Below are 23,408 nucleotides of genomic sequence, written 5' to 3'. Positions count from 1 at the left end.
GGTGGACGTCTAGTCCGACGCCAGTGCGGTGTTGGGCCGCGCGGTTTCGACGATGACGGTAGTGGCCTTGACCACGGCCACCGCGACGCTGCCGGGTCGCAGCTGCAATTCCTCGGCGGCTTCGGTGCTCATCAGTGAGACGACGGTGAATGGACCGCATTGCATCTCCACCTGGGTCATCACCTTGTCGCTGACCACCGACGTGACCAGCCCGACGAAGCGGTTGCGGGCCGAGCTGCCGATGCTGAGCGGGTCCGCCGGCGGGGCGGGTGCGTTGGTGCGGGAGAAGTGGGCCAGGTCCTCGCTGGCGATCACCTTGCGGCCGGCGGCATCGTGACTGACCGTCAATGTGCCCTGGTTGATCCAGCGCCGCACGGTGTCGTCGCTGACGCCCAGCAGCTCAGCCGCCTGGCGAATTCGCAGGTTGGACACCGGTCGATCGTATCGGATTGCGCACTGCCGATTAGCTGAAATACGGTGGCGAGGGCCTAGTTATCCGCAAGGACGGAATAAGCGCCTGCCCAATTCCGCGCATGCGGCGATTCATTGGAAATCCGTCCGAATCCACGGAGATGGGCAACCGTCGTCGCCGCGCGCGACCGGCCGCGGCCGCGGATCACCACCGCCAAAGATGTTGCCGCCCTAGATGATTGGTGAAAGTCGGCGGTGTTCTGGAGCGGGCGTCGTGCCGGCGTCGAACCGGTCGGCCGACCAGCGGTGCGGACGCACCGGGCACCCGATGTCCTTTCGCCGGATGCGGCGGCCAGCCCCTCCCGCGCCCTCGACGACGAATCTCGGTGATAGCCGCGTTGGTTGCTGAGCGATCCGTGCGCGACCCGTTTGACCGGCGACGCGACACGCGCGACACGCCGCAACAAATCCGTGATCCCCCGCACCGGGCGTCGGGGCTGCCGGCCGGCGCCTTTTCCGGGCCGCCCGGCCGGAAAGCCCTGCCCCGCCGGCGGACGACAAAACCCCTGGTAGACGGCCTAACGAGGGGCTGAAGCGCGGCCGGTATCGCCCCGCGGGCGGCGCCACACGCGACCGTCGGCGACGCGCGTGGGAGCGCCGTTTTGGCCGGTCACACGCCGGTCCATGCTGGGACTTTGCCCCCTCAAGCAGGGGGCCGGGTTAGATTTCGTCAGGAGGCCTGAGTACGGTCGTCTCCGCTGGCAGAAGTGCCGGCGAGACAAAATGAGATCGATTGAAATTGATTGATCAGATACGGAGGAATCGTGGCCCTTCCCCAGTTGACCGACGAGCAGCGCGCGGCCGCGTTGGAGAAGGCGGCTGCCGCACGTCGAGCGCGAGCAGAGCTGAAGGACCGCCTGAAGCGTGGCGGCACCAACCTCACCCAGGTGCTCAAGGACGCCGAGACCGACGAAGTCCTGGGCAAGATGAAGGTTTCCGCGCTTCTCGAGGCGTTGCCGAAGGTTGGCAAGGTCAAGGCGCAGGAGATCATGACCGAGTTGGAGATCGCCCCGACCCGCCGTCTGCGCGGCCTCGGCGATCGTCAGCGCAAGGCCCTGCTGGAAAAGTTCGGCTCCTAACCGAACCGTGGGCGCACCGGCCCAGGAGCGCCTGTGAGCGCCGGCGGGGGACCGGACGTCCAGCACGGCACACGTCCTGAACCATCGGGTAACGGACGTGTGGTCGTGCTGTCCGGTCCCTCAGCGGTCGGCAAGTCGACTGTGGTCCGATGCCTGCGGGAGCGGGTCCCGGACCTGCATTTCAGCGTCTCGGCCACCACACGGGCGCCGCGGCCCGGCGAGGTCGACGGCGTCGATTACCACTTCGTCAGCCCCGACCGATTCCAGCAGCTCATCGACGAGGGTGCGCTGCTGGAGTGGGCCGAAATCCACGGGGGCCTGCATCGATCTGGCACCCTGGCCGAGCCGGTGCGGGCCGCCACCGCCCGCGGATTTCCCGTGCTGATCGAAGTCGACCTGGCCGGGGCCAGGGCCGTCAAGAAGGCGATGCCCGAGGCGCTGGCGGTCTTCCTGGCGCCGCCCAGCTGGGAGGATCTGCAGGCCAGGCTCGTCGGCCGCGGCACCGAGACACCCGAGGTCATGCAGCGGCGGCTGGAGACCGCTCGCACCGAAATGGCGGCCCGAAACGACTTCGATCGGGTGGTCGTGAACAGCGAATTGGAGTCGGCCTGCTCGGAATTGGTATCCTTGCTGGTGGAAACTGCGCCGGGCCGCCATGACCCGTCCAGCGAGACCAGCAGCCGGACCATATCCCAGCACGACTGACCACGAATTTTCCAGTATCTTTCAGCGGCGACGAGCCGCTCCAATGCGCCAGGAGATTGACCTAAGTGAGCATTCCCCAGTCCGACGCGGCACTGGCCGCCGTCCCCGACCGGTTCGATCCGTCCGCAGGGGGACCGGGCGCATACGACACCCCGCTGGGCATCACCAACCCGCCCATCGACGAGCTGCTGGACCGCGTTTCGAGCAAGTACGCCCTGGTGATCTACGCCGCCAAGCGGGCCCGTCAGATCAACGACTACTACAACCAGCTCGGTGAGGGCATCCTCGAATACGTCGGTCCGCTGGTCGAGCCGGGGCTGCAGGAAAAGCCGCTGTCGATCGCGATGCGCGAGATCCACGGCGACCTGCTCGAGCACACCGAGGGCGAGTAACCGGGCCGGGCCGGGCGACGCGCTGTGGACAGCCGCAAGCGGATCATCGTCGGCGTCTCGGGCGGCATCGCCGCCTATAAGGCGTGCACCGTCGTCCGCCAGCTCGCCGAGGCCGGTCATTCCGTTCGCGTCATCCCGACCGAGTCCGCGCTGCGCTTTGTCGGGGCCGCCACGTTCGAGGCGCTGTCCGGCCAGCCGGTGCACACCGGCGTCTTCAACGACGTGCCCGAGGTTCCGCACGTCCAGCTCGGCAAGCAGGCCGACCTGGTCGTGGTGGCGCCTGCCACCGCGGACCTGCTGGCCCGGGCGGTGCACGGCCGGGCCGACGATCTGCTGACCGCCACCCTGCTCACGGCGCGATGTCCGGTGCTGTTCGCGCCGGCGATGCACACCGAGATGTGGCTGCACCCCGCCACCGTGGACAACGTGGCCACGTTGCGCCGCAGGGGAGCGGTGGTGCTCGAACCCGCCGCCGGGCGGCTCACAGGGACGGACAGCGGGTCGGGCCGGCTGCCCGAGGCCGAGGAGATCACCACCCTGGCTCACCTGTTGCTGGAGCGCCAGGACGCGCTGCCCTACGACCTCGCCGGCTGCAAGATGCTGGTGACGGCCGGCGGCACCCGCGAACCGGTCGATCCGGTGCGCTTCATCGGCAACCGCAGCTCCGGCAAGCAGGGCTATGCCGTGGCGCGGGTCGCGGCCCAGCGGGGCGCTGAGGTCACTCTGATCGCCGGGCATACCGCCGGGCTGATCGATCCCGCGGGTGTCGAGGTGGTCCACGTCAGCTCAGCCGAGCAACTGGGCGACGCCGTGGCCAAGCACGCGGCCGAGGTGGACGTGCTCGTGATGGCCGCCGCGGTCGCCGACTTCCGGCCGGCCCGGGTTGCGGCCGCCAAGATCAAAAAGGGCCCGCAGGATCAGGATCAGCCGCCCACGATCGAGTTGGTCCGCAACGACGACGTTCTGGCCGGCGCCGTGCGGGCACGCGCCAACGGTGAGCTGCCCAACATGCGCGCCATCGTGGGGTTCGCCGCCGAGACCGGCGACGCCAACGGGGACGTGCTGTTTCACGCCCGGACGAAGCTGCGCAACAAGGGTTGTGATCTGTTGGTCGTCAACGCGGTCGGCGACGGTAGGGCCTTCGAGGTGGACAGCAACGACGGCTGGTTGCTGGCGGCCGACGGTACCGAGTCGGCGCTGCAACACGGCTCCAAGACGTTGATGGCCAGTCGTATCGTTGATGCGATCGCCGCGTTTCTGCACGGGGACAGCGGGTAGAGCGGTCGAGTTCTTCTCGGCACCGGACCAGGTGCTGGCGGGCCGACGCCAGTCGATATAATTCGGCTAACTAACTATTTGGAAGGATCGGCATTGTGAGCGAAAAGGGTCGCCTGTTTACCAGTGAGTCGGTGACTGAGGGACACCCCGACAAGATCTGCGACGCGATCAGCGACTCCGTTCTCGACGCCCTGTTGGCGGCGGACCCGAGCTCACGTGTCGCGGTCGAAACGCTGGTCACCACCGGACAGGTGCACGTGGTGGGCGAGGTGACGACGACGGCCAAAGAGGCGTTCGCCGACATCACCAATACGGTTCGCGCGCGCATTCTCGACATCGGCTACGACTCGTCGGACAAAGGCTTCGACGGGGCCACCTGCGGCGTGAACATCGGTATCGGCGCGCAGTCGCCCGACATCGCCCAGGGCGTCGACACCGCCCACGAGGCCCGGGTCGAGGGCGCCGCTGACCCGCTGGACGCCCAGGGCGCCGGCGACCAGGGCCTGATGTTCGGTTACGCCATCAACGACACCCCCGAGCGGATGCCGCTACCGATCGCGCTGGCCCACCGGTTGTCGCGCAAGCTCACCGAGGTCCGCAAGAACGGCACGCTGCCTTACCTGCGGCCCGACGGCAAAACACAGGTCACCATCGAGTACGAGGACGACGTCCCGGTCCGGCTGGACACCGTGGTCGTGTCCACCCAGCACGCCGACGGCATCGACCTGGAGAAGACGCTGGACCCCGACATCCGCCAGCACGTGCTCAAGACCGTGCTGGACGAGCTGGCCCACGACACCCTGGACTCGTCGGCGACGCGGGTGCTGGTCAACCCGACCGGCAAGTTCGTCCTCGGCGGGCCAATGGGCGACGCGGGCCTGACCGGCCGCAAGATCATCGTCGACACCTACGGCGGCTGGGCCCGCCACGGCGGCGGCGCCTTCTCCGGCAAGGATCCGTCCAAGGTGGACCGGTCGGCGGCCTACGCGATGCGCTGGGTGGCCAAGAACATCGTCGCCGCCGGCCTGGCGGAGCGAGTCGAGGTGCAGGTGGCCTACGCCATCGGCAAGGCCGCCCCGGTCGGGCTGTTCATCGAGACGTTCGGCACCGCGACCGTCGACCCGGTCAAGATCGAGAAGATCGTTCCCGAGGTGTTCGACCTGCGGCCGGGCGCGATCATCCGCGACCTGGACCTGCTGCGCCCCATCTACGCGCAGACCGCCGCGTACGGGCACTTCGGCCGCACCGACGTCGAATTGCCCTGGGAGCAGCTGAACAAGGTCGACGACCTCAAGCGCGCGATCTAGGGCCGGTCAGCCGGTGAATCGGTAGTCGTCCAGATCGAATCGCCGGCTGCGCCAGTACACCTCCGGGGTGGTGCCAGGGCGCAGGGGCACGTCACCGTTCTTGTCGAAGTAGTAGCTGTTGGCCAGCTTGCAGCTGTCCTGCCAGAAGATCTGCCGGTGCCGTCGGCGCATCATCTCGGCGAAGTAGCGGTCGTTGGCTTCCTGGCTGACCTCGACGCGGGTCGCGCCGACCCACTTGGCCCGCTTGAGGCAGCGCACGATGTGATGCGTCTGCGCCTCGATGAGCGCGAAATACGACGAGCCGACGTAACCGTAGGGGCCGAAGACGGTGAACAGGTTGGGGAAGCCGGGCACGGTGACGCCCTCATAGGCCTGCAGCCGGTGCTCGTCCCAGAAGCGGCTCAACGACTTTCCGCCGCTTCCGGTCACCGCGAACGTGGGTACGTTGTCGGGGTCCATCACCTTGAAGCCGGTCGCCAGGATCAGGACGTCGATCTCGTGGTTCTCGCCGTCGGTGGTGGCGACCGCGTCGGGCGTGATCTTGTCGATCGGTTCGGTGACCAGTCGCACGTTGTCGCGGTTGAACGTGGCCAGGTAGCCGTTGTGGAAGCCGGGGCGTTTGCAGCCGACGGCATACTTCGGCGTGAGCTGCTCGCGCACGGCCGGATCCCGAACCTGTTGCCGCAGATAGGATTTGCCCAGTGCCGCCATCCTCTTGGCCAGCGGGATGACGGTGAAGTAGTGCGCCGAGATGGGGAAGGTGAGCTCCACGTAGGCCTGGCTGAGCAGGCGCTGCACGAACTTGCCGCCGGGGATTCGCATCGCCCACCGCGCGGGCGTGGGCAGCGGGACGTCGAACTTGGGGAAACACCAGATCGGCGTGCGCTGAAATACGGTGAGCGACGAGACGATTGGCGCGATCTCGGGGATCACCTGGACCGCCGAGGCGCCGGTGCCTATCACGGCGACGCGTTTGCCGGTCAAATCCTGATTGTGGTCCCACCGCGCGGTGTGCATGGTGGTGCCGGCGAACGAGTCCACGCCGTCGATGTCGGGCAGGTTGGGCACCGTCAGCACGCCGCACGCGCTGATCACGAACCGCGCCGTGATTTCGCCCGAAGGGTCGGTCTGTACCCGCCACAGCCGGCGCTCGTCGTCGAACTCGGCGGCCTGCACCTTGGTGTTGAAGCGGATCCGCGATCGGATGCGGTATTTGTCGGCGCAGTGTTCGGCGTAGGCCTTGAGCTCTCGGCCCGGCGCGTAGGTGCGCGACCAGTGCCGGCTCTGCTCGAAGGAGAACTGGTAGGAAAACGACGGAATGTCCACGGCGATACCGGGATACGTGTTCCAGTGCCAGGTGCCGCCGACCCCGTCGCCGGCTTCGATCACCAGATAGTCGGACAGCCCGGCCCGGTCGAGGTTGATGGCCGCGCCGATGCCGGAGAACCCGGCGCCGATGATCAGCGTGTGGTAGTCGGGGGTTTCGTCGTCGGTGGGGATCATCGTTGCCTGCCTAGGGGTGCAGAGCCTTGTGGAGCGCCGCGAGGCCACGCTCGGCGGCCTCGGCGGCGGCGGGTATCGCCAGCGCGAAACTGACGAACCCGTGCACCAGGGTGGGCTCGTTGCTCAGCTCGACCGGCACGCCCGCTGCCTCGAGGAGCTCGGCGTAACGGGTCCCCTCATCGCGCAGCGGATCGTGTTCGGCGGTGGCGATGTAGGCGGGCGCCAGCCCGGACAGGTCCGCGGCGTTCGCCGGAGCCATGGTGGTGGGCAGCGCCTTCGGGTCGGTGACATCGAGGCTGGGCACATACCAGGCCAGGAACGCGTCGATGACTTCACGGTTCAGGATCGGCGCATCCGCGTTGTCGGTATACGACGGCAGCGACAGATCCGCGATGACCGTCGGGTACCACAGCAGCTGGAAGCGCAGCTCGGGCCCGCCGTTGTCGGCGTTGTCGCGGGCCAACAGCGCCGTCACCGCGGCGAGGTTGCCGCCCGCCGAGTCGCCGGCCACCGCGATGTTGGCCGGGTCGCCGCCGAGCTCGGCCGCGTTCTCGGCGACCCACTGCAGGGCCGCCCAGCAGTCGTCCACGCCCGCCGGGAACGGATGCTCGGGGGCCAGCCGGTAGCCGACGGACACCACGATTGCCTCGGCGCCCACGGCGTGCGCGCGGGCGACCGGGTCGTGGGTGTCCAGGTCGCCGAGGCAGAACCCGCCGCCGTGATAGAAGACGACCACGGGCAACGGCGTGACGTCGCTGTCGGGCCAGTAGATGCGCACCGGGATGTCGCTGCGGTCGCCGTGCGAGACCGTGCGGTCCTCGATCCGCAGGTCCGGCAGCATTTCCGCCGGCACCTTGAGCAGCCGCAGCCGCTTGCGGGCAACCTCGACGCCGTCGGCCTCGCGGAAGGTCATCGGATAGGCGTCGAGCAGCGCCTTGAAGGTGGGATCGATACCGGGGCGGGCGGGGGTCGGCTCGCTCATGCGTTCACCGTACGCCGCGGGGTCACCCGTGCAGCCCGGCGCGCAGCGCGGTCAGTCCGCCCTCGAGCGCCGCGGTGGCGGCGGGCACCACGCCGGCATAGCCCAGGTAGCCGTGCACCAGCGTCTCGGCGTTGTGCACCTCGGCGGCGACGCCGGCGGCGGTCAGCAACCCGGCGTACCGGATGCCGTCGTCGCGCAGGGGGTCGTACCCGGCGACGGCGATGTAGGCCGGCGCCAGATCGCTCAGGTCACGCGCGCGCCCCGGCGCCATGTCCGACGGCGGATCGGACATGGCGACTTCGCCCGCGTACCAACGAGAGAACGCCGCGACGGCGTCGGTGCCCAGGATCGGCGCGGTGGCGTTTTCGGTGAACGACGGCAGCGACGCGTCCCACATGGTCGACGGATACCACAACAGCTGGAACACGATCGAAGGGGCGCGGTTGTCGCGCGCCCGCTGCGCCACCGCGGCGGCGATGGTGCCGCCGGCCGAATCCCCGGCCACCGCGATCCGGCTGGGATCGGCGTGCAGTTCGGCCGCATTCTCGGCGACCCAAAGCGTTGCGGCCCAAGCGTCTTCGACGGCAGCGGGGTAGGGGTGCTCGGGGGCGAGCCGGTAATCGACGGCTACCACGATCGCGTCGGCGCCCACCGCGTGCTGGCGCGCCGTGCCGTCGTGGGTTTCGAGGTCGCCGATGACGAAGCCGCCGCCGTGAAAAAACAGCACGACCGGGGCGGCGGCGCACTGTCGATCATCGTCGGGATAGCTTGGCGGCCAATAGATCCGGAGCTCGATGGAGCCGGCGGGGCCGCGGATCGTGCGGTTCTGGACCCGCAACTCGGGATGCAGCGGCCGGCGCGGCAGGTCGCGGAACCGCTGACGTGCCGCGCGGATTCCGTCCTCAGTGGATAGCCGGAAGGGAACCGCATCCAGTACCTTCTGCAGGATGGGGTCGATAGCGGGTTTCTCCTCGGCTGTGTTATCCAAGCTGGGCATGGACGTACCGTACGCACCCCGCCTGGTGGCCGGCGCCTGGGTGGTGGCCGGCTGGGTGGCCCTCGGCTACGGCATCTACCTGACCGTGCTCGCGCTGCGCTCGCCGCCGGGGATCGAGCTGACCGGTCACTGGGTGTTTCAGCCGGCGTTCAAGGCCTCGATGGCGCTGCTGCTCACGCTGGCCGCGGCGGGCCACGCCAAGGTCCGCGAGCGGCGGTGGTTGATGCTGGCGCTGCTGGGGTCGGCCGTCGGCGACTGGGTGCTGGCGATCCCGTGGTGGCCGCTGTCGTTCGAGGTGGGGCTTGGGGCATTCCTGTTGGCGCACTTGTGTTTCATCGCCGCCCTGCTGCCGCTGGTTCCGGAGTTCTCCGGAGCTTCGGAGGATGACCGCCCGTCGACGATGCGCATCGTCGCGGCGGTCCTGATGTGCGCGGCGTCGATCGCGTTGCTGGGCTGGTTCTGGCCCCACCTGGGCGCACAAAAGCTGACGCTGCCGGTGACGCTCTACATCGTGGTGCTGACCGCGATGGTGTGCGCGGCCCTGCTGGCGAAGCTGCCGACGATCTGGACGGCGGTGGGGGCGCTGTGTTTTGCGGCCTCGGACTCGATGATCGCCATCGGCCGCTTCATCCTCGGCAACGAGGCCCTCGCGGTGCCGATCTGGTGGTCCTACGCGGCGGCCCAGATCCTGATCACGGCCGGCTTCTTCTTCGGCCGCGAGGTTCCCGCGCAGGCCGCCGGGGACGCCCCGGCGCCCGTCGAGAGCTGATTGTCGCCGGTGTCCGGTACGCTGCGGACTCCGACGGTAAACCATTGGATGACAACATGATTCGCGGTCCGGAGACGCGGTGAGTCCGAGCGCGCGCACGCCCGTCGAGGTGGAGCCCATCGCCCGGGTGCTGCCGATGCTGTCGGTGCCCCACCTCGACCGCGACTTCGACTATCTGGTGTCGGCCGAACAGTCCGACGACGCCCAGCCCGGGGTGCGGGTGCGGGTGCGTTTCCACGGCCGGCTGGTCGACGGGTTCGTGCTGGAGCGCCGCAACGACACCGATCACCCCGGCAAACTGGGCTGGCTGGATCGCGTCGTGTCGGCCGAACCGGTGCTCACCCCGGAAATCCGCCGGCTGGTCGACGCGGTGGCCGCGCACTACGCCGGCACCCGCCCGGACGTGTTGCGTCTGGCGGTGCCGGCCCGGCACGCCAGGGTGGAGCGGGAACCCTCGGTCGGTCCCGAGGCCGCGGCCCCGGGGCCCGTCGATCCGTCGGGCTGGGAAGGTTACGGCCGGGGCGCTCAGTTCCTGGCCGCCCTGGCCGAATCGCGGGCCGCCCGAGCCGTGTGGCAGGCGCTTCCCGGCGAGTCGTGGGCGGACCGGTTCACCGAGGCCGCCGCGCAAACGGTGCGGACCGGCCGCTCGGCGCTGGCGATCGTTCCCGACCAGCGCGACCTGGACGCGCTGTGGCGAGCCGCGACGACGCGGATCGACGAGGGCAGCGTGGTCGCCCTGTCGGCCGGCCTGGGGCCGGCCGCCCGGTACCGGCGGTGGCTGGCGGCGCTGCGCGGCTCCGCGCGGTTGGTGATCGGCACCCGCAGCGCCGTGTTCGCACCGCTGAGCGACCTGGGGCTGGTCATGGTGTGGGCCGACGCCGACGACAGCCTGGCCGAGCCGCGCGCGCCGTATCCGCATGCCCGCGAGGTGGCCATGCTGCGCGCGCATCAGGCCCGGTGTGCGGCGCTGATCGGCGGCTACGCGCGCACGGCCGAAGCCCACGCGCTGGTGCGCAGCGGCTGGGCGCACGACATCGTGGCCGCGCGTCCCGTGGTGCGCGCCCGCACGCCGCGAGTGATCGCCCTGGACGACACCGGCTACGCCGACGAGCGCGACCCGGCGGCGCGCACGGCCCGCGTCCCGTCCATCGCGCTGCGCGCCGCCCGCTCGGCGCTGCAGGCCGGGGCCCCGGTGCTGGTGCAGGTGCCCCGGCGCGGGTACATCCCCGCGCTGGCCTGCGCGCGGTGCCGCACGATCGCCCGGTGCCGGCACTGCACGGGCCCGCTGTCGTTGCAGGAGGGCGGGGCCGCCTTGCTGTGCCGCTGGTGCGGCCGCGTCGACCCGACCCGACGGTGCGCGCGCTGCGGGTCTGACGCCGTGCGCGCGGTCGTCGTCGGCGCGCGCCGCACCGCCGAGGAACTCGGCCGCGCGTTCCCGGACACGGCGGTGATCACGTCGTCGGGCGACGGCGTGGTGCCCGAGGTCGCGGCCGGTCCGGCCCTGGTGGTGGCCACCCCTGGTGCCGAACCGCAGGCGCGCGGCGGTTACGGGGCGGCGCTGCTGTTGGACACCTGGGCGCTGCTGGGCCGCCAAGACCTGCGCGCGGCCGAGGATGCGTTGTGGCGCTGGATGAGCGCCGCCGCGTTGGTGCGGGCCCGTGGCGACGGCGGCGTGGTGGCGATCGTCGCCGAATTGTCTCTGCCCACAGTGCAATCGCTGATCCGTTGGGATCCCGTGGGTCATGCGGAGGCCGAGGTGACCGCGCGGGCCGAGGTCGGTCTGCCGCCCAGCGTGCACATGGCGGCCGTCGACGGGACCGCCGGCGCCGTGGCGGCGCTGCTCGACGAGGTCCGGTTGTCCGATCAGGATTCCCTCGACGCGGATTTGCTTGGACCGGTGGACCTTCCGGCCGGCGTGCGCCGCCCGGCCGGAACGCCGGCCGGCGCCCCGGTGACGCGAATGCTGGTGCGCGTGCCCCGTCAGCAGGGCCTGGCGCTCGCGGCGGCGCTGCGGCGCGGCATCAGCGTGCTCAGCACACGGCAAACGCATGAGCCGGCCCGGGTCCAGATCGACCCGCTGCACATCGGCTAACCTTCACCAATCATTACCCTAGGCGACAATATACGCATGCAATAATCTCTTTTTACGACATTAGAGTGTTGCTACACTTTCTAATCCTTAGCCGCCGAAAGGCCGGAAACCATCCGGGGAGGGCGTTATGGCAGCGGATCACACCGCGGTTGACGAATCGTTGGACGTCATCACCGATGCGCTACTGACGGCCTCCCGTTTGCTGATGGCCATCTCGGCCCGCTCCGTCGGGCAGGTCGACGAGACCATCACCATCGCGCAGTTCCGGACGCTGGTGATCCTGTCCAATCGCGGCCCCGTCAACCTGGCCACCCTGGCCGGTCTGCTGGGTGTGCAGCCGTCGGCCACCGGCCGGATGGTGGACCGGTTGGTCGCCGCCGGGCTGATCGACCGCCTGCCGCACCCGACCTCCCGGCGCGAGCTGCTCGCCGCGCTCACCACGCGCGGCCGCGACGTCGTCCACCAGGTCACCGCGCACCGGCGCGCCGAGATCGCGGCCATCGTCGCGAAGATGCCGCCACCCGAGCGGCACGGGCTGGTGCGGGCCCTGACGGCCTTCACCGCCGCCGGCGGCGAGCCTGACGTCCACCTGGACGCCGAGGTCGACCTGTAGCGGCTACTCGGTCCGCTTCCGGCCGGTCACCAGCAGGTACTCCCAGCCCATGACGCCGTCGGTGAGGTGGTCCTGCGCGAGTTCGACGAGTTGGGCGTCCAGCTCGGCCGTCAGCACCCGGTTGTGACCGATGTTCGCGTACGCCTCGATCGTCGGGCCGTAGTGCTGCTTGAAGTAGGCATGCACGGCCTCGGCGCTGTCGAACCGGTTGACGGCCAACATGCCTCGCGCCGTGGTGATCTCGCCGATCTCGTCGCCGAGCAGCGCGGTGACGTAGCCCGGGCGGCCCCAGAGCGCCGCAGGCGGCACGGGGTGCGACAGGCTCGGCCGGTAGGGCCGAATGGTGGCCAGCATCCGGCCGAAGAACCCTTCGGGAGTCCAGCTGATCACGCCGATCGTGCCGCCCGGCCGGCAAACCCGGACCAGTTCGGCGGCAGCGCGGGGCTGGTCGGGGGCGAACTGCACGCCGATCGCGGACACGACGACGTCGAACTCGCCGTCACCGAACGGCAGCGCGTGTGCGTTGGCCTCCCGGTAGTCGATCGTCAAGCCCCGCGACTTCGCCCTGGCCTGCGACCGGCGCAGCAGCTCCGGGGTGAGGTCCGTGGAAACCACGGAGGCGCCGGTCGCCGCCGCCGGCAGCGAGATGTTGCCGGAGCCGGCGGCGACATCGAGGACCCGCAGGCCCGGACGGATGCCGGCGGCTTCGACCAGGGCGGGACCGAGGGGGGCCATCACCTCCTCGGCCATCAGCGCGTAGTCGCCCAGGGCCCATACCGTGCGATGCGTGGCGGCCACTGATGCTTCGTTGATGGGAGCGTCGAGGGTCATGCAGACCTCCTTAGGGGGGTGGCGTCTGGACCTCGTTGTCGACGTGAGTTCGCGGTAGGTTCTGACCCGCGCAGTTAATGGCTACCAGAAATAATAGCCATAAGAAACAGTGTACTCACGCATATTCGCGGGTTTGGGCGGGTCCGGCTTGCGCATGCCGCTTCCTAGACTGGGTCGGTGCGTCTCGTCTTCGCCGGAACTCCCGAACCCGCGCTGCCCGCGCTGCGGCGTCTCATCGACTCACCGCGGCACGAGGTGATCGCGGTGCTGACCCGGCCCGACGCCGCGGCCGGACGGCGCGGTAAGCCGGAGCCGTCACCGGTGGCCCGCGAGGCACTCGACCGCGGCATTCCGGTGCTGCGGCCATCGCGGCCCAACTCGGACGAATTCGTCGGGGAGCTGTCGCGGCTGGCGCCCGACTGCTGCGCCGTCGTGGCCTACGGCGCGCTGCTGCGCGACGGCCTGCTGGCGGTGCCGCCGCGGGGCTGGATCAACCTGCACTTCTCGCTGCTGCCCGCCTGGCGCGGCGCCGCCCCGGTGCAGGCGGCCATCGCCGCGGGCGACAGCATCACCGGCGCCTCGACGTTTCAGATCGAGCCGAGCCTGGACTCGGGCCCGATCTACGGCGTCGTGACCGAGACGATCCGGCCGACCGACACCGCCGGGGAACTGCTTGACCGACTGGCTGTTTCGGGCGCGGCGCTGTTGTCCACCACGCTGGACGGCATCGCCGACGGGACGCTGACGCCGGTGCCGCAACCCGCCGACGGGGTCAGCCTCGCGCCCAAGGTCACCGTCGAGCAGGCTCGGGTGCGCTGGGACCAGCCTGCGCTGGCCGTCGATCGCCGCATCCGCTCCGTCACGCCCAATCCCGGCGCCTGGACGCTGATCGGCGATCTGCGCATCAAACTGGGGCCGGTGCACGTTTCCCGCGACCCCGCACTGCCCGGGCCTTCAGAACCCTTGCCGCCCGGCGCCATTCACGTCGATCGCAAGAGTGTCTGGATCGGCACGGGTTCCGATCCGGTGCGGCTGGGCCACATTCAGCCGCCTGGAAAGCGATTCATGAACGCCGTCGACTGGGCGCGCGGGGCTCGGCTCGACCCCGCGATGCGGGCGACGTGAGCACCGGGCGCGACAGAGCGCAGCGCGGCCGGGCGGAACGCACGCCGCCGCAGCGCGACCGCCGGCCCCGGCAACGGGACCGCCGACCATCGCGCCGGCCGCTGGACCCGGCCCGCGCCGCCGCGTTCGACGTGCTCCGGGCGGTCAGCGAACGCGATGCCTACGCGAACCTCGCGCTGCCCGCGCTGCTGCGCGAACGCGACATCACGGGCCGCGACGCGGCGTTCGCCACCGAGCTCACCTACGGCACCTGCCGCACGCGGGGCCTGCTCGACGCCGTCATCGGCGCGGCGGCCGGGCGCCCGCCGCAAGCCATCGACCCGGTGCTGCTCGACCTGCTGCGGCTCGGCGCGTATCAGCTGCTGCGTACCCGGGTCGACGCGCACGCCGCGGTGTCCACCACCGTCGAGCAGGCCGGAATCGAATTCGACTCGGCGCGAGCGGGTTTCGTCAACGGAGTGCTTCGCGCCATCTCCTTGCGCGACGAGCGGTCCTGGGTCGCCGAGCTGGCCCCGAACCCGGCGCAGGATCCGATCGGGCATGCGGCGTTCGTGCATGCCCACCCCCGGTGGATCGCCCAGGCCTTCGCCGATGCGCTGGGCGCCGCCGCCACGGAACTCAACGCGATACTGGCCAGCGACGACGAACGGCCTCAGGTGCATCTGGCCGCCCGCGCCGGCGCACTGACCGCCGCCGAGCTGGCCGACGCGGTTGGCGGGACGGTCGGCCGCTATTCGCCGTACGCGGTGTACCTGACTGGCGGTGATCCCGGGCGGCTGGCGCCGGTGCGCGACGGCATGGCGCTGGTCCAGGACGAGGGCAGCCAGCTGGTGGCCCGGGCGCTTACCCTGGCGCCGGTCGACGGTGACGAGGGCCGGTGGCTGGACCTGTGCGCCGGGCCGGGTGGCAAGACGGCGCTGCTGGCCTCGCTGGGCGTGCAGCACCACCCGGGGTCCGGGTTCCGGCTCACGGCGGTGGAGCCGGCGCCGCGCCGCGCCGATTTGGTGGCCGAGAACACTCGTGGGTTGCCGGTCGACGTGCTGCGCACCGACGGGCGACACACCGGTCTGGAACCGGCGTTCGACCGGGTGCTCGTCGACGCGCCCTGTACCGGGCTGGGGGCGCTGCGCCGCCGGCCGGAGGCCCGGTGGCGGCGCCAACCCGCCGATGTGCCCACGCTGACCAAGCTGCAACGCGAGTTGCTGGGCGCCGCGATCGCGCTGACCCGTCCCGGCGGCGTGGTGCTCTACGCGACCTGCTCGCCGCACCTGGCCGAAACCGTCGGCGTGGTCGCCGACGCGCTGCGCCGCCACCCGGTGAGCGCGCTGGACGCCCGGCCGATGTTCGAGCCCGTCTCCGACCTGGGCGACGGGCCGCACGTGCAGCTCTGGCCGCATCGGCACGGCACCGACGCGATGTTCGCGGCCGCGCTGCGCCGCGAGGCGGGGTAGTGGGGGCGCGCCGGATGTGAAGCGGGCCGCGCGGCTCAGTAGTCTGGCGCTCATGCCTCGCACTACGGAACCGTTGAAGGGGCCTCTGATCGCGCCGTCGATCCTTTCCGCTGACTTCTCCCGGCTCGCCGACGAAGCCGCCGCCGTGACCGGCGCCGACTGGTTGCACGTCGATGTGATGGACAACCACTTCGTGCCGAACCTGACCCTCGGGCTGCCGGTGGTGGAGAGCCTGCTGGCCGCCACCACCATTCCGATGGACTGCCATCTGATGATCGAGGACCCGGACCGCTGGGCGCCCCCGTACGCCGAGGCGGGGGCGTACAACGTCACTTTCCACGCCGAGGCCACCCAGAATCCGATCGCGGTGGCCCGCGACATCCGCGCCGCCGGCGCCAAAGCGGGCATCAGCGTCAAGCCGGGGACCCCGCTGGAGCCCTACCTGGAAATCCTGCCGCAATTCGACACCCTGCTGATCATGTCGGTGGAGCCCGGGTTCGGCGGCCAGAGCTTCATCCCCGAGGTGCTGAGCAAGGTGCGCACCGCCCGCAAGCTCATCGAGGCCGGCGAGTTGACGATCCTGGTCGAAATCGACGGCGGCATCAACGAGGACACCATCGAGCAGGCCGCCGAGGCCGGCGTCGACTGCTTCGTCGCCGGGTCGGCCGTCTACGGCGCCGACGACCCGGGGGCCGCGATCGACGCGTTGCGCCGCCAGGCCGCCGACGCGTCCCCGCACCTGCGTCGATGACGGTTCCGCCGGGCGACAGCCTTGACGCCGCGATGCGCCTGGCGATCGACCAGTCCAATCACGTCAAGGGGACCACGTATCCGAACCCACCGGTGGGGGCGGTCGTCTTGGACGCCGGTGGCGAGGTGGTCGGTGTCGGCGCCACCGAACCGGCCGGCGGCGATCACGCCGAGATCCTGGCGCTGCGGCGGGCCGGTGAGCTGGCGGCCGGCGGCACCGTCGTGGTCACCCTCGAGCCGTGCAACCACTACGGCAGAACCCCGCCGTGCGTCAACGCCCTGCTGACCGCGAAGGTGGGCACCGTGGTGTACGCCGTCGCCGACCCGAACCCGGAAGCCGCCGGTGGAGCGGCCCGTCTCGAGGAAGCCGGCGTACCCGTGCACTCCGGCGTGCTGGCCGACGAGGTGACCGGCGGCCCGCTGCGCGAGTGGCTGCACAAGCAACGGACCGGGTTTCCGCACCTGACCTGGAAGTACGCCAGCAGCGTCGATGGCCGCAGCGCGGCCGCGGACGGCTCCAGCCAGTGGATTTCCAGCGAGGCCTCGCGGCTCGATCTGCATCGTCGCCGCGCGGCCGCCGACGCGATCGTGGTGGGGACCGGCACCGTGCTCGCCGACGACCCGGCGTTGACCGCCCGGCTGCCGGACGGCTCACTGGCCGGCCGGCAACCGCTGCGAGTCGTCGTCGGGAAGCGTGAAATACCCTCGGAAGCAAAGGTTCTCAACGACGATTCGCGGACCATGCTGATCCGCACGCACGACCCGCTAGAGGTGCTCAAGGCCGTGTCGGACCGCACCGATGTGCTGCTGGAGGGCGGCCCCACCCTGGCCGGCGCCTTCCTGCGGGCCGGGGTGGTCAACCGGATCCTGGCTTACGTCGCTCCGACCCTGCTGGGCGGCCCGGTCACCGCGGTCGACGACGTCGGGGTCACCACGATCGCGCGGGCGCTGCGCTGGCAGTTCGACGGCATCGACCGGGTGGGACCCGACGTGGTGCTCAGCCTGGTGCCGCGCAGCGGCTAGCGCTCGCTCAGCGAGACCGCTTGCGGCTCGGCGATTTCCGGCTCTTCGGCGTGCTCTTTGCGTCCACCGAGCAACAGGCCCAACAGCGCGCCCGCGATGCAGATCACGACGGTGGCCAAGAAGATGTCGCCGTACATCTGGGCGAAGGCCTTGAGGTACAGCGTGCCCTGCGCGGCGATGCGCTCCAACAGGGTGGCGTTGGGCGGGATCTCGGCCGTCAGGTTCGCCACGATCTGGTTGAACCGGTAAAGGCCCCACGCGCTGAGCGCGGCAACGCCGATCAGCATCCCGGTCATCCGGGCCACCACCACCGCCGCCGAGGCGATGCCGTGTTGGGCGGATGGCACCACGCGCAGCGCGGCGGAGGTGAGCGGCCCGATCACCAGGCCGAGGCCGATGCCGGCCACCAGCAGGTCGGCGTGCAGCACGGGCACGCTGAACACCCCGAAGATGTTGTGCTTCTGGTTCATCACGTCCTGGCGCCAGAAGTGAATCAGCCAGTACCCGTAGGCGGCGATCAGCAGTCCGACGAAGGTCATGATCCGGTCACCGATCCGGGTGGCGATCCAGCCGCCCAGCACCGCCCCGATCGGCAGGGCGATCAGGAACCACAGCAACAGCCCGGCGGCCTGGGCCTGGTCCTGGCCCAGCACGCCCTGGCCGAACAGCTCCACGTCGACCAGCGTCACCATCAGCGCGGCACCGGCGAACAGTGAGGCGCCCAGCGCGGCCAGGAACGGGCGGAAGTGCACGCCCGCCGGTTCGATCAGCCGGGTGCGCGCGAAGCGTTCCCAGAGCAAAAACAGCACCGCCACCACGACCGCCCCGATGACCAGCGGTAACCCGTAGCTCGGCAGAATCTGCTTGCCGTCCGGCTGCGGGTTGTACAGACCGATCACGGCGAGGCCCAGGGCGGCCGCCAGCAGCACACCACCGACCAGGTCGACCTTTTCGGGCTGCTCGACCCGTTGGTGCGACGGCAGGCTGAACTGGATCATCACCATCGCGATGAGGGTCAGCGGGACGTTGATCCAGAAGACGTAGCGCCAGTCGTGGGTCAGGAAGACGATGAAAATCCCGTACAGGGGGCCCAGCACGCTGCCGAGCTCCTGCGCGGCGCCGATGCCGCCCAGCACACCGGCGCGGTTGCGCTGCGCCCAGAGATCGGCGCCCAGCGCGAGGGTGACCGGCAACAGCGCGCCGCTGGCCACACCCTGGATGGTGCGGCCACCGACCAGCAGGTGGAAATCGCCCCAGTGACCGGCCAGCGCGGTGACCACCGAGCCCACGATGAACAGTGCCAGGCTGACCTGCAACACCAGCTTGCGGCCGAATCGGTCCGAAGCGCGGCCCAACAGCGGCATGGCGGCGATGTAGCCCAGCAGGTACATCGTGATGATCCAGGTGATGCGCTGCAGCTGGTTGATCGGGATGTGAACGTCGGTCATGATGTCGCGCATGATCGTCACGACGACGTAGGCGTCCAGGGCGCCCAGCAGGACCGCGAGGCTGCCCGCGCTGATCGCTACGCGACGTCCGGTCTGGTGGCCGGGTTGGGCCTCGGTGTCCGCGGTCACTGGCTCACCGGGGGCTTGCTGACCTGAACCGGCTCGCCCCAGTTGGACAGGGTGATCTGGGCGGTGTTGCCCGAGCTCTTCTGCAGATTGGCCTGGACCAGCTGGTGGTCACCGCTCTCTTGGATCCACACCGTGCTGGGTACCGGCTGCGTCGCGTTGAACTGCGGCACGATCTTGTTCACCGCGTCCGCGGAGACGTTTCCGCTGATCCGGACCGTGTTCTGGCCGTTGATGTTGTCGCGGCCCTCGGCCTTGGCGTTGCTGAAGTTCGCCAGCACGTTGCCCAGCCCGGTGTCGGGGTTCAGCAGCACCGAGACGTCGTAGATGTCGGACGCTTTGCCGAAGTCGCTCCACTTGTTCGGGGTGAGGGCGGCATACAGGGTTCCGTCGACCACCACGAAGTTGGCGTCGATGTCGGAACCACCCAAAGTGATCGTCGCGTTGCCCGAGGCGGCGGTGGCAGGCGCGGTGGTGAGGTCACCGGTCAGCGTCTTGAGCGGTAGCCCCTGAATCTTGCCCTGAACGCTGAGCACGAGGTGCGCGCTCTTCACGTTTTTGGTGGCGGCCGCCGACTGCTTGACCAAGGTCGTGGCGTCGGGAAGCGGCGCGCCGCTCTGCTTGGAGCCCGACGAACAGCCGGCGATCAGGGCGGTGGCGAGGGTAAGGGATGCGATGACGGCCGATAGACGGCGGCGGGTCTGCATACTGTGCATCGTAGAGGGTGCCGGTGACTGCTCTGGTGAACGCGGGGGGCCGGTGTCGCCCGGGTCGCGGTCTTTGCCCTGCTCATCAGTCTGCCTGAGGCCCAATTAGCCTAAGAGGATGTTTACCGGCATTGTCGAGGAACTCGGCGAGGTGACTGCTCGTGAGGTCCTTTCCGAGGCGGCGCGGCTGACCATTCGCGGCGCCGTCGTGACGGCCGACGCGGGCCACGGCGATTCGATCGCCGTCAACGGCGTGTGTCTGACCGTCGCCGAGCTGTTGCCCGGTGGTCAGTTCACCGCCGACGTGATGGCCGAATCGCTCAACCGGTCCAACTTGGGCGAATTGCAGGTCGGCAGCCGAGTCAACCTGGAGCGCGCCGCGGCCGTGAACAGCCGGCTGGGCGGCCACATCGTGCAGGGGCACGTCGACGGGACGGGGCGCATCGTGGCCCGGACCCCGTCCGAGCACTGGGAAGTGGTGCGAATCGAGATGCCCGCCGAGGTGGCCCGCTACGTCGTGGAGAAGGGATCGATCACCGTCGACGGGATTTCGTTGACGGTGTCCGGGCTGGGCGGAGGGCCGGGGGACTGGTTCGAAGTCTCGTTGATACCCACCACCCGCGAATTGACCACCTTGGGCCGCGCTGCAGTCGGGACGCCGGTGAACCTCGAAGTCGATGTCATCGCCAAATATGTTGAACGACTACTCACCCCGAATATCCGATCTGCCAGCGGTTTAGCTGACACAGGCGAGAATAGCACGTAAGCACAGCGCTCTGGTTTAAGATAACCGTGTGACCCCCAGTGCGCCCGACCTAGCTGCACTCCTGCCGTCCTGGCAGCTGGCCATGCGGGCCGAACGCAAATCCCCGGCCACGGTCGCGAGCTACACCGAAGGGGTGTTGGCGTTCCTGCGCTGGTGCGAGTCCGCGGGCATGGCGCCCGAGATCACCAAACAGACTGTGCAGGCATTCACCGCCGACCTGCTCGACGGCGGTGCCCAGGCCGCCACCGCTCGTTCTCGGCATATGGCACTGCGCCGATTCGCGGCATGGCTAGCCGACGAAGACGAGATCGACGCCAATCCACTGCTCGGTGTCAAGCCACCCAAGCTCGACAACAAGATGGTGGAAGCACTCAGCGACGAGCAACTACGGCTACTGATTAAGGCGTGCGCCGGGAAAGAACTGATCGACCGCCGCGACGAGGCCATTGTGCGACTGATGTCCGAGACCGGATTGCGGGCCGGCGAAGTCATCGCAATGAGCGCGGCCGATGTCGACCTACAGGAAGGGCGCGCGACCATACGGCGCGGCAAGGGCGGCAAGGGCCGCTCAGTTCCCTTCGGGCCGCAAACCGCCGCCGCGATCGACCGCTACCTTCGCGCCCGCCGCAGCCACCGACTCAGCGGCACCGATCCACTCTGGCTCGGCGGCGGCGGTCAGACCTTCTCCTATCACGGCTTGAATATCGCGCTCAAGCGCCGAGCTGCAGTCGCCGGCATTGCAAACTTCCACCTTCACCTAATGCGCCACACCGCTGCCACCCGGTGGCTCCGCGCGGGAGGAAGCGAACAGGGACTGATGAGCGTGGCTGGTTGGACTACCCGCTCCATGCTTGACAGATATACGGGCGCTAGCGCGGCGGAACGCGCTGCGGTAGAAGCACGCGGACTGAATCTAGGTGAGCTGTGAACACCGAGGACGTGATCCGCCAATTGGAACAGTCGCCGCGCGAAATTAGAGTTCTGTGTCCACACGGGCACTTCATCGCCAACATCACGCTATTCGTGAGGGACGGCCAGATGACGACACGGTGGGGCCTATCGGGAAAAGATATGCGCCGCAGGGATTCTCAAAGGGGTGGGGTTTTCTCCGCCGATGTTCACGTATCGGCCAACACAAACACTGTGCTTGAGTGCGTCAACGGGCGCTGCAACTACCGCGGCTCCTACAACGAGCGCCGACTAGCTCTTGAGCTAGCCCGAGAAGCCGTCGCCGGACGCGCCGAACACCGCTTAGCTTCCTAATGCAGCGTTATGCGCTAGAGTGCATAACCATAACCGCCCTCCCGGCTACGGTTTCACCACCGGGGGTACGCCCTTAGGCAAGGTCTCAACGGGCCTTCGATTAGCGAAGGCTGTCCGTTGACCGAATCAGAAATCTCGCTGAAGGCGAGCATCGCTGCTCACACCAGTTGGGCGAACACTCTCAACCGCACCGCCCGTACCGCCAATGCGCGCAGGGCATTCGAAGACAAGTTCCTCGCCGAGGCTGATGGCGACGAGTTGCGCGCTCAGTCGTTGCGCAAAGCATATTTCGCCAAGCTGGCGCTGAAATCAGCCCAGAGCCGCCGCCGGGGCGGTGGTGCAGCATGACCGGCCCGCCAAAAGAAGAAAGGCCCCCGAAGGGGCCAATCAACAGTTCAAGCGGCCTCCACGCCACACCATTAACCATTCGTCAGTATACAGGCAACCACCCCCAGGAATGGCACTGCGACTTGGGCCTGATTGACGACGACAACACCCCCGACCTTCGCTCGGAGGGGTGGGCTCAGGGGGAATCGTGACCCGCCGCCAGCAGCCCGAGCCGGCGCCGGAACCCAACGGCAACCAGATCAAGTTCGCGTGGATCTACGACCTCTGCGCCAATCCCGCGCTGTCGCCACCGGCCAAGCTCGTCGCCACGCTGACCGTACTCAAGCTGGCGGGCCGCAAGGGGTACTTCAAGGCGACCCATAAAGCAATGGCGAACCTCTGTGGCATGACCTATCGGTCGGTCCGCCGCGCGGTTGACGAGCTGTACCGCGAAAAATATTGGGACATCACGGATACATCCGGCGGCGCCAACGTGTACACGATCATCCCGCCAGACGAACGACTCGAGTTGTGGGAAACCTTTAAGCACTTTCACGAAGAAGATTGCCGGAAATGGCTCAAAGCGGAGAAAGAATTTGTCCGAGAATGGTTAGACGCGGAATACGAATTCGTACGGCAGTGGCTCGACGCGGAGAAACGATTCGTCCAGGAATGGCTCGATGCGGAGAAACAAATCCAGACGGAATGGCTGAGGGCCGAAGCCGACGCCTGTAACAAATTCGAGGCCGAAGTATTCGATGCCGTCATGGACCGCTGCGGAAATTCCGAATTCGCCTACCGGGTCGCGCACATCGCCTGGGAAGGCCACCAAGCCGGCCAACTCACACTGGCGGAGGCGCTCAAAAAAATCGCCGCCAAACCCCAAGAGCACTTCCAGGACCCCGATCCGCAGCCCGACGAAGCACCCGAAATGGACAGACCCCTGTCCACCAATGGACAGACCCCTGGCCATGGTTGGACAGACCCCTGTCCACCTGTGGACAGACCCCTGTCCAACTCCGATTCACTGACCAGCGTAAACGACCATTCCCATAAGTCTTTTAAGTCTGTTAAGACTTTAAAAGAACTTAAAGGCGAGCACGCTGCGCGCCCGCCCGCAAGCGGGCGCTCCGCATGCCCGCCTAAAACCTGCAACCTCTGCTACGGCACTGGCAAGTTTCTGGACCGCCACGGCTACGTAATCAATCTCCTCAACGACGAAGACGACGAAGAATACGAAGTGGACTGCCAGCACTCCATGGCAGGCAATCTCGCCGAAATCCGCCGCATCGAATCCGAATCCGAAGGATTTTGGCAAATAGCTAAAACGGGACACTACGAAATCGACTCACAATTCGACCACCTCAAGTCAACCCTCGATGACGACCTTGATTATTAAAGGA

The 23,408-nt window shown here is 68.7% G+C and carries 23 protein-coding genes; 16 read left to right on the top strand and 7 right to left on the bottom strand.

Annotated features, from left to right (window positions below):
- Window positions 1-9: 9 nt before the first annotated feature.
- The gene (locus AC5Y7E_RS10940; protein ID WP_499919691.1) at window positions 10-432 is read right to left on the bottom strand and encodes a TOBE domain-containing protein; all 423 of its coding nucleotides are present in this window, start codon (window positions 430-432) and stop codon (window positions 10-12) included.
- 803 nt (window positions 433-1,235) lie between these two features.
- Here AC5Y7E_RS10940 and mihF point away from each other — a divergent pair.
- The 5 genes from mihF to metK all read left to right on the top strand — a co-directional run bounded on the left by mihF (window position 1,236) and on the right by metK (window position 5,232).
- On the top strand, window positions 1,236-1,550 hold the full coding sequence (gene mihF / locus AC5Y7E_RS10935; protein WP_007171927.1) for an integration host factor, actinobacterial type: 315 nt from the start codon (window positions 1,236-1,238) through the stop codon (window positions 1,548-1,550).
- Window positions 1,551-1,583: 33 nt separating this feature from the next.
- Complete coding sequence (gmk, locus tag AC5Y7E_RS10930) at window positions 1,584-2,255, top strand: guanylate kinase (RefSeq protein WP_499919692.1); 672 nt, start codon at window positions 1,584-1,586, stop codon at window positions 2,253-2,255.
- A 65-nt stretch (window positions 2,256-2,320) separates the two neighbouring features.
- A complete protein-coding gene (gene rpoZ / locus AC5Y7E_RS10925) occupies window positions 2,321-2,647 on the top strand; it encodes a DNA-directed RNA polymerase subunit omega (protein ID WP_007774376.1) in 327 nt (108 codons plus the stop codon).
- A gap of 24 nt (window positions 2,648-2,671) precedes the next feature.
- The gene (gene coaBC, locus AC5Y7E_RS10920) at window positions 2,672-3,925 is read left to right on the top strand and encodes a bifunctional phosphopantothenoylcysteine decarboxylase/phosphopantothenate--cysteine ligase CoaBC (protein WP_499919696.1); all 1,254 of its coding nucleotides are present in this window, start codon (window positions 2,672-2,674) and stop codon (window positions 3,923-3,925) included.
- A 95-nt stretch (window positions 3,926-4,020) separates the two neighbouring features.
- Entirely contained in the window at window positions 4,021-5,232 is a 1,212-nt protein-coding gene (metK, locus tag AC5Y7E_RS10915) for a methionine adenosyltransferase (RefSeq protein ID WP_499919697.1), read from the top strand.
- A 6-nt stretch (window positions 5,233-5,238) separates the two neighbouring features.
- Here metK and AC5Y7E_RS10910 read toward each other — a convergent pair whose 3' ends face one another.
- From AC5Y7E_RS10910 to lipI, 3 genes are read right to left on the bottom strand one after another with little or no spacing between them, the layout of a single operon-like run.
- Entirely contained in the window at window positions 5,239-6,735 is a 1,497-nt protein-coding gene (locus AC5Y7E_RS10910; protein ID WP_499948906.1) for a flavin-containing monooxygenase, read from the bottom strand.
- Window positions 6,736-6,745: 10 nt separating this feature from the next.
- Window positions 6,746-7,717, bottom strand: a complete 972-nt coding sequence (locus AC5Y7E_RS10905; protein WP_499948905.1) for an alpha/beta hydrolase — start codon at window positions 7,715-7,717, stop codon at window positions 6,746-6,748.
- Window positions 7,718-7,739: 22 nt separating this feature from the next.
- Window positions 7,740-8,714, bottom strand: coding sequence for an esterase LipI (gene lipI, locus AC5Y7E_RS10900; RefSeq protein WP_499948903.1), 975 nt, complete (start codon window positions 8,712-8,714; stop codon window positions 7,740-7,742).
- On the opposite strand from lipI, the gene AC5Y7E_RS10895 reads away from it, so the two are divergent.
- From AC5Y7E_RS10895 to AC5Y7E_RS10885, 3 genes are all read left to right on the top strand, one after another.
- The gene (locus tag AC5Y7E_RS10895; RefSeq protein ID WP_499948901.1) at window positions 8,713-9,483 is read left to right on the top strand and encodes a lysoplasmalogenase; all 771 of its coding nucleotides are present in this window, start codon (window positions 8,713-8,715) and stop codon (window positions 9,481-9,483) included. The two genes, lipI and AC5Y7E_RS10895, sit on opposite strands and share 2 nt — an antisense overlap.
- Before the next feature lie 79 nt (window positions 9,484-9,562).
- A complete protein-coding gene (locus AC5Y7E_RS10890; protein ID WP_499948899.1) occupies window positions 9,563-11,575 on the top strand; it encodes a primosomal protein N' in 2,013 nt (670 codons plus the stop codon).
- A 127-nt stretch (window positions 11,576-11,702) separates the two neighbouring features.
- Window positions 11,703-12,188, top strand: a complete 486-nt coding sequence (locus AC5Y7E_RS10885) for a MarR family winged helix-turn-helix transcriptional regulator (protein WP_499919709.1) — start codon at window positions 11,703-11,705, stop codon at window positions 12,186-12,188.
- A 3-nt stretch (window positions 12,189-12,191) separates the two neighbouring features.
- Here the strand turns inward: AC5Y7E_RS10885 and AC5Y7E_RS10880 are convergent, their stop codons facing one another.
- A complete protein-coding gene (locus tag AC5Y7E_RS10880; protein ID WP_499948897.1) occupies window positions 12,192-13,019 on the bottom strand; it encodes a class I SAM-dependent methyltransferase in 828 nt (275 codons plus the stop codon).
- A 177-nt stretch (window positions 13,020-13,196) separates the two neighbouring features.
- Here AC5Y7E_RS10880 and fmt point away from each other — a divergent pair, with 177 nt between their 5' ends.
- From fmt to ribD, 4 genes are all read left to right on the top strand, one after another.
- Window positions 13,197-14,144, top strand: coding sequence for a methionyl-tRNA formyltransferase (gene fmt / locus AC5Y7E_RS10875; RefSeq protein ID WP_499948895.1), 948 nt, complete (start codon window positions 13,197-13,199; stop codon window positions 14,142-14,144).
- Between the two features lie 101 nt (window positions 14,145-14,245).
- Entirely contained in the window at window positions 14,246-15,595 is a 1,350-nt protein-coding gene (locus AC5Y7E_RS10870) for an RsmB/NOP family class I SAM-dependent RNA methyltransferase (RefSeq protein WP_499949188.1), read from the top strand.
- A gap of 52 nt (window positions 15,596-15,647) precedes the next feature.
- Window positions 15,648-16,346: a ribulose-phosphate 3-epimerase gene (gene rpe / locus AC5Y7E_RS10865; RefSeq protein WP_499948893.1), complete on the top strand. Its 699-nt coding sequence runs from the start codon at window positions 15,648-15,650 to the stop codon at window positions 16,344-16,346.
- Window positions 16,343-17,368, top strand: a complete 1,026-nt coding sequence (ribD, locus tag AC5Y7E_RS10860; protein ID WP_499948891.1) for a bifunctional diaminohydroxyphosphoribosylaminopyrimidine deaminase/5-amino-6-(5-phosphoribosylamino)uracil reductase RibD — start codon at window positions 16,343-16,345, stop codon at window positions 17,366-17,368. The genes rpe and ribD overlap by 4 nt, the downstream gene beginning before the upstream one ends.
- Here ribD and AC5Y7E_RS10855 read toward each other — a convergent pair.
- Complete coding sequence (locus AC5Y7E_RS10855) at window positions 17,365-18,945, bottom strand: MFS transporter (RefSeq protein ID WP_499919720.1); 1,581 nt, start codon at window positions 18,943-18,945, stop codon at window positions 17,365-17,367. The genes ribD and AC5Y7E_RS10855 overlap by 4 nt on opposite strands.
- On the bottom strand, window positions 18,942-19,649 hold the full coding sequence (locus AC5Y7E_RS10850) for an LppX_LprAFG lipoprotein (RefSeq protein WP_499919723.1): 708 nt from the start codon (window positions 19,647-19,649) through the stop codon (window positions 18,942-18,944). The genes AC5Y7E_RS10855 and AC5Y7E_RS10850 overlap by 4 nt, the downstream gene beginning before the upstream one ends.
- A gap of 118 nt (window positions 19,650-19,767) precedes the next feature.
- On the opposite strand from AC5Y7E_RS10850, the gene AC5Y7E_RS10845 reads away from it, so the two are divergent.
- The 4 genes from AC5Y7E_RS10845 (at window position 19,768) to AC5Y7E_RS10830 (ending at window position 23,404) form a co-directional block, all read left to right on the top strand.
- On the top strand, window positions 19,768-20,415 hold the full coding sequence (locus AC5Y7E_RS10845) for a riboflavin synthase (RefSeq protein WP_499948890.1): 648 nt from the start codon (window positions 19,768-19,770) through the stop codon (window positions 20,413-20,415).
- Window positions 20,416-20,443: 28 nt separating this feature from the next.
- Window positions 20,444-21,343, top strand: a complete 900-nt coding sequence (locus AC5Y7E_RS10840; RefSeq protein WP_499948889.1) for a tyrosine-type recombinase/integrase — start codon at window positions 20,444-20,446, stop codon at window positions 21,341-21,343.
- A 452-nt stretch (window positions 21,344-21,795) separates the two neighbouring features.
- Window positions 21,796-22,026 (top strand): hypothetical protein, encoded by a 231-nt coding sequence (locus AC5Y7E_RS10835; RefSeq protein WP_499948888.1) that lies wholly within the window; start codon window positions 21,796-21,798, stop codon window positions 22,024-22,026.
- Between the two features lie 187 nt (window positions 22,027-22,213).
- Complete coding sequence (locus AC5Y7E_RS10830) at window positions 22,214-23,404, top strand: hypothetical protein (protein ID WP_499948887.1); 1,191 nt, start codon at window positions 22,214-22,216, stop codon at window positions 23,402-23,404.
- Window positions 23,405-23,408: the final 4 nt, after the last annotated feature.

The organism is Mycobacterium sp. NGS17, from assembly GCF_059813205.1.
The sequence above is the reverse complement of the archived record's forward strand: the minus strand, read 5'-3'. Positions and strand labels throughout refer to the sequence as shown.

Bases quoted from the DNA above. Each gene is read 5' to 3' on its own strand.
- AC5Y7E_RS10885 (WP_499919709.1), top strand. From the start codon at position 11,703: ATGGCAGCGGATCACACCGCGGTTGACGAATCGTTGGACGTCATCACC.
- AC5Y7E_RS10845 (WP_499948890.1), top strand. From the start codon at position 19,768: ATGTTTACCGGCATTGTCGAGGAACTCGGCGAGGTGACTGCTCGTGAG.
- rpe (WP_499948893.1), top strand. From the start codon at position 15,648: ATGCCTCGCACTACGGAACCGTTGAAGGGGCCTCTGATCGCGCCGTCG.
- AC5Y7E_RS10895 (WP_499948901.1), top strand. From the start codon at position 8,713: ATGGACGTACCGTACGCACCCCGCCTGGTGGCCGGCGCCTGGGTGGTG.
- lipI (WP_499948903.1), bottom strand. From the start codon at position 8,714: ATGCCCAGCTTGGATAACACAGCCGAGGAGAAACCCGCTATCGACCCC.
- ribD (WP_499948891.1), top strand. From the start codon at position 16,343: ATGACGGTTCCGCCGGGCGACAGCCTTGACGCCGCGATGCGCCTGGCG.
- AC5Y7E_RS10905 (WP_499948905.1), bottom strand. From the start codon at position 7,717: ATGAGCGAGCCGACCCCCGCCCGCCCCGGTATCGATCCCACCTTCAAG.
- AC5Y7E_RS10910 (WP_499948906.1), bottom strand. From the start codon at position 6,735: ATGATCCCCACCGACGACGAAACCCCCGACTACCACACGCTGATCATC.
- AC5Y7E_RS10880 (WP_499948897.1), bottom strand. From the start codon at position 13,019: ATGACCCTCGACGCTCCCATCAACGAAGCATCAGTGGCCGCCACGCAT.
- AC5Y7E_RS10850 (WP_499919723.1), bottom strand. From the start codon at position 19,649: ATGCAGACCCGCCGCCGTCTATCGGCCGTCATCGCATCCCTTACCCTC.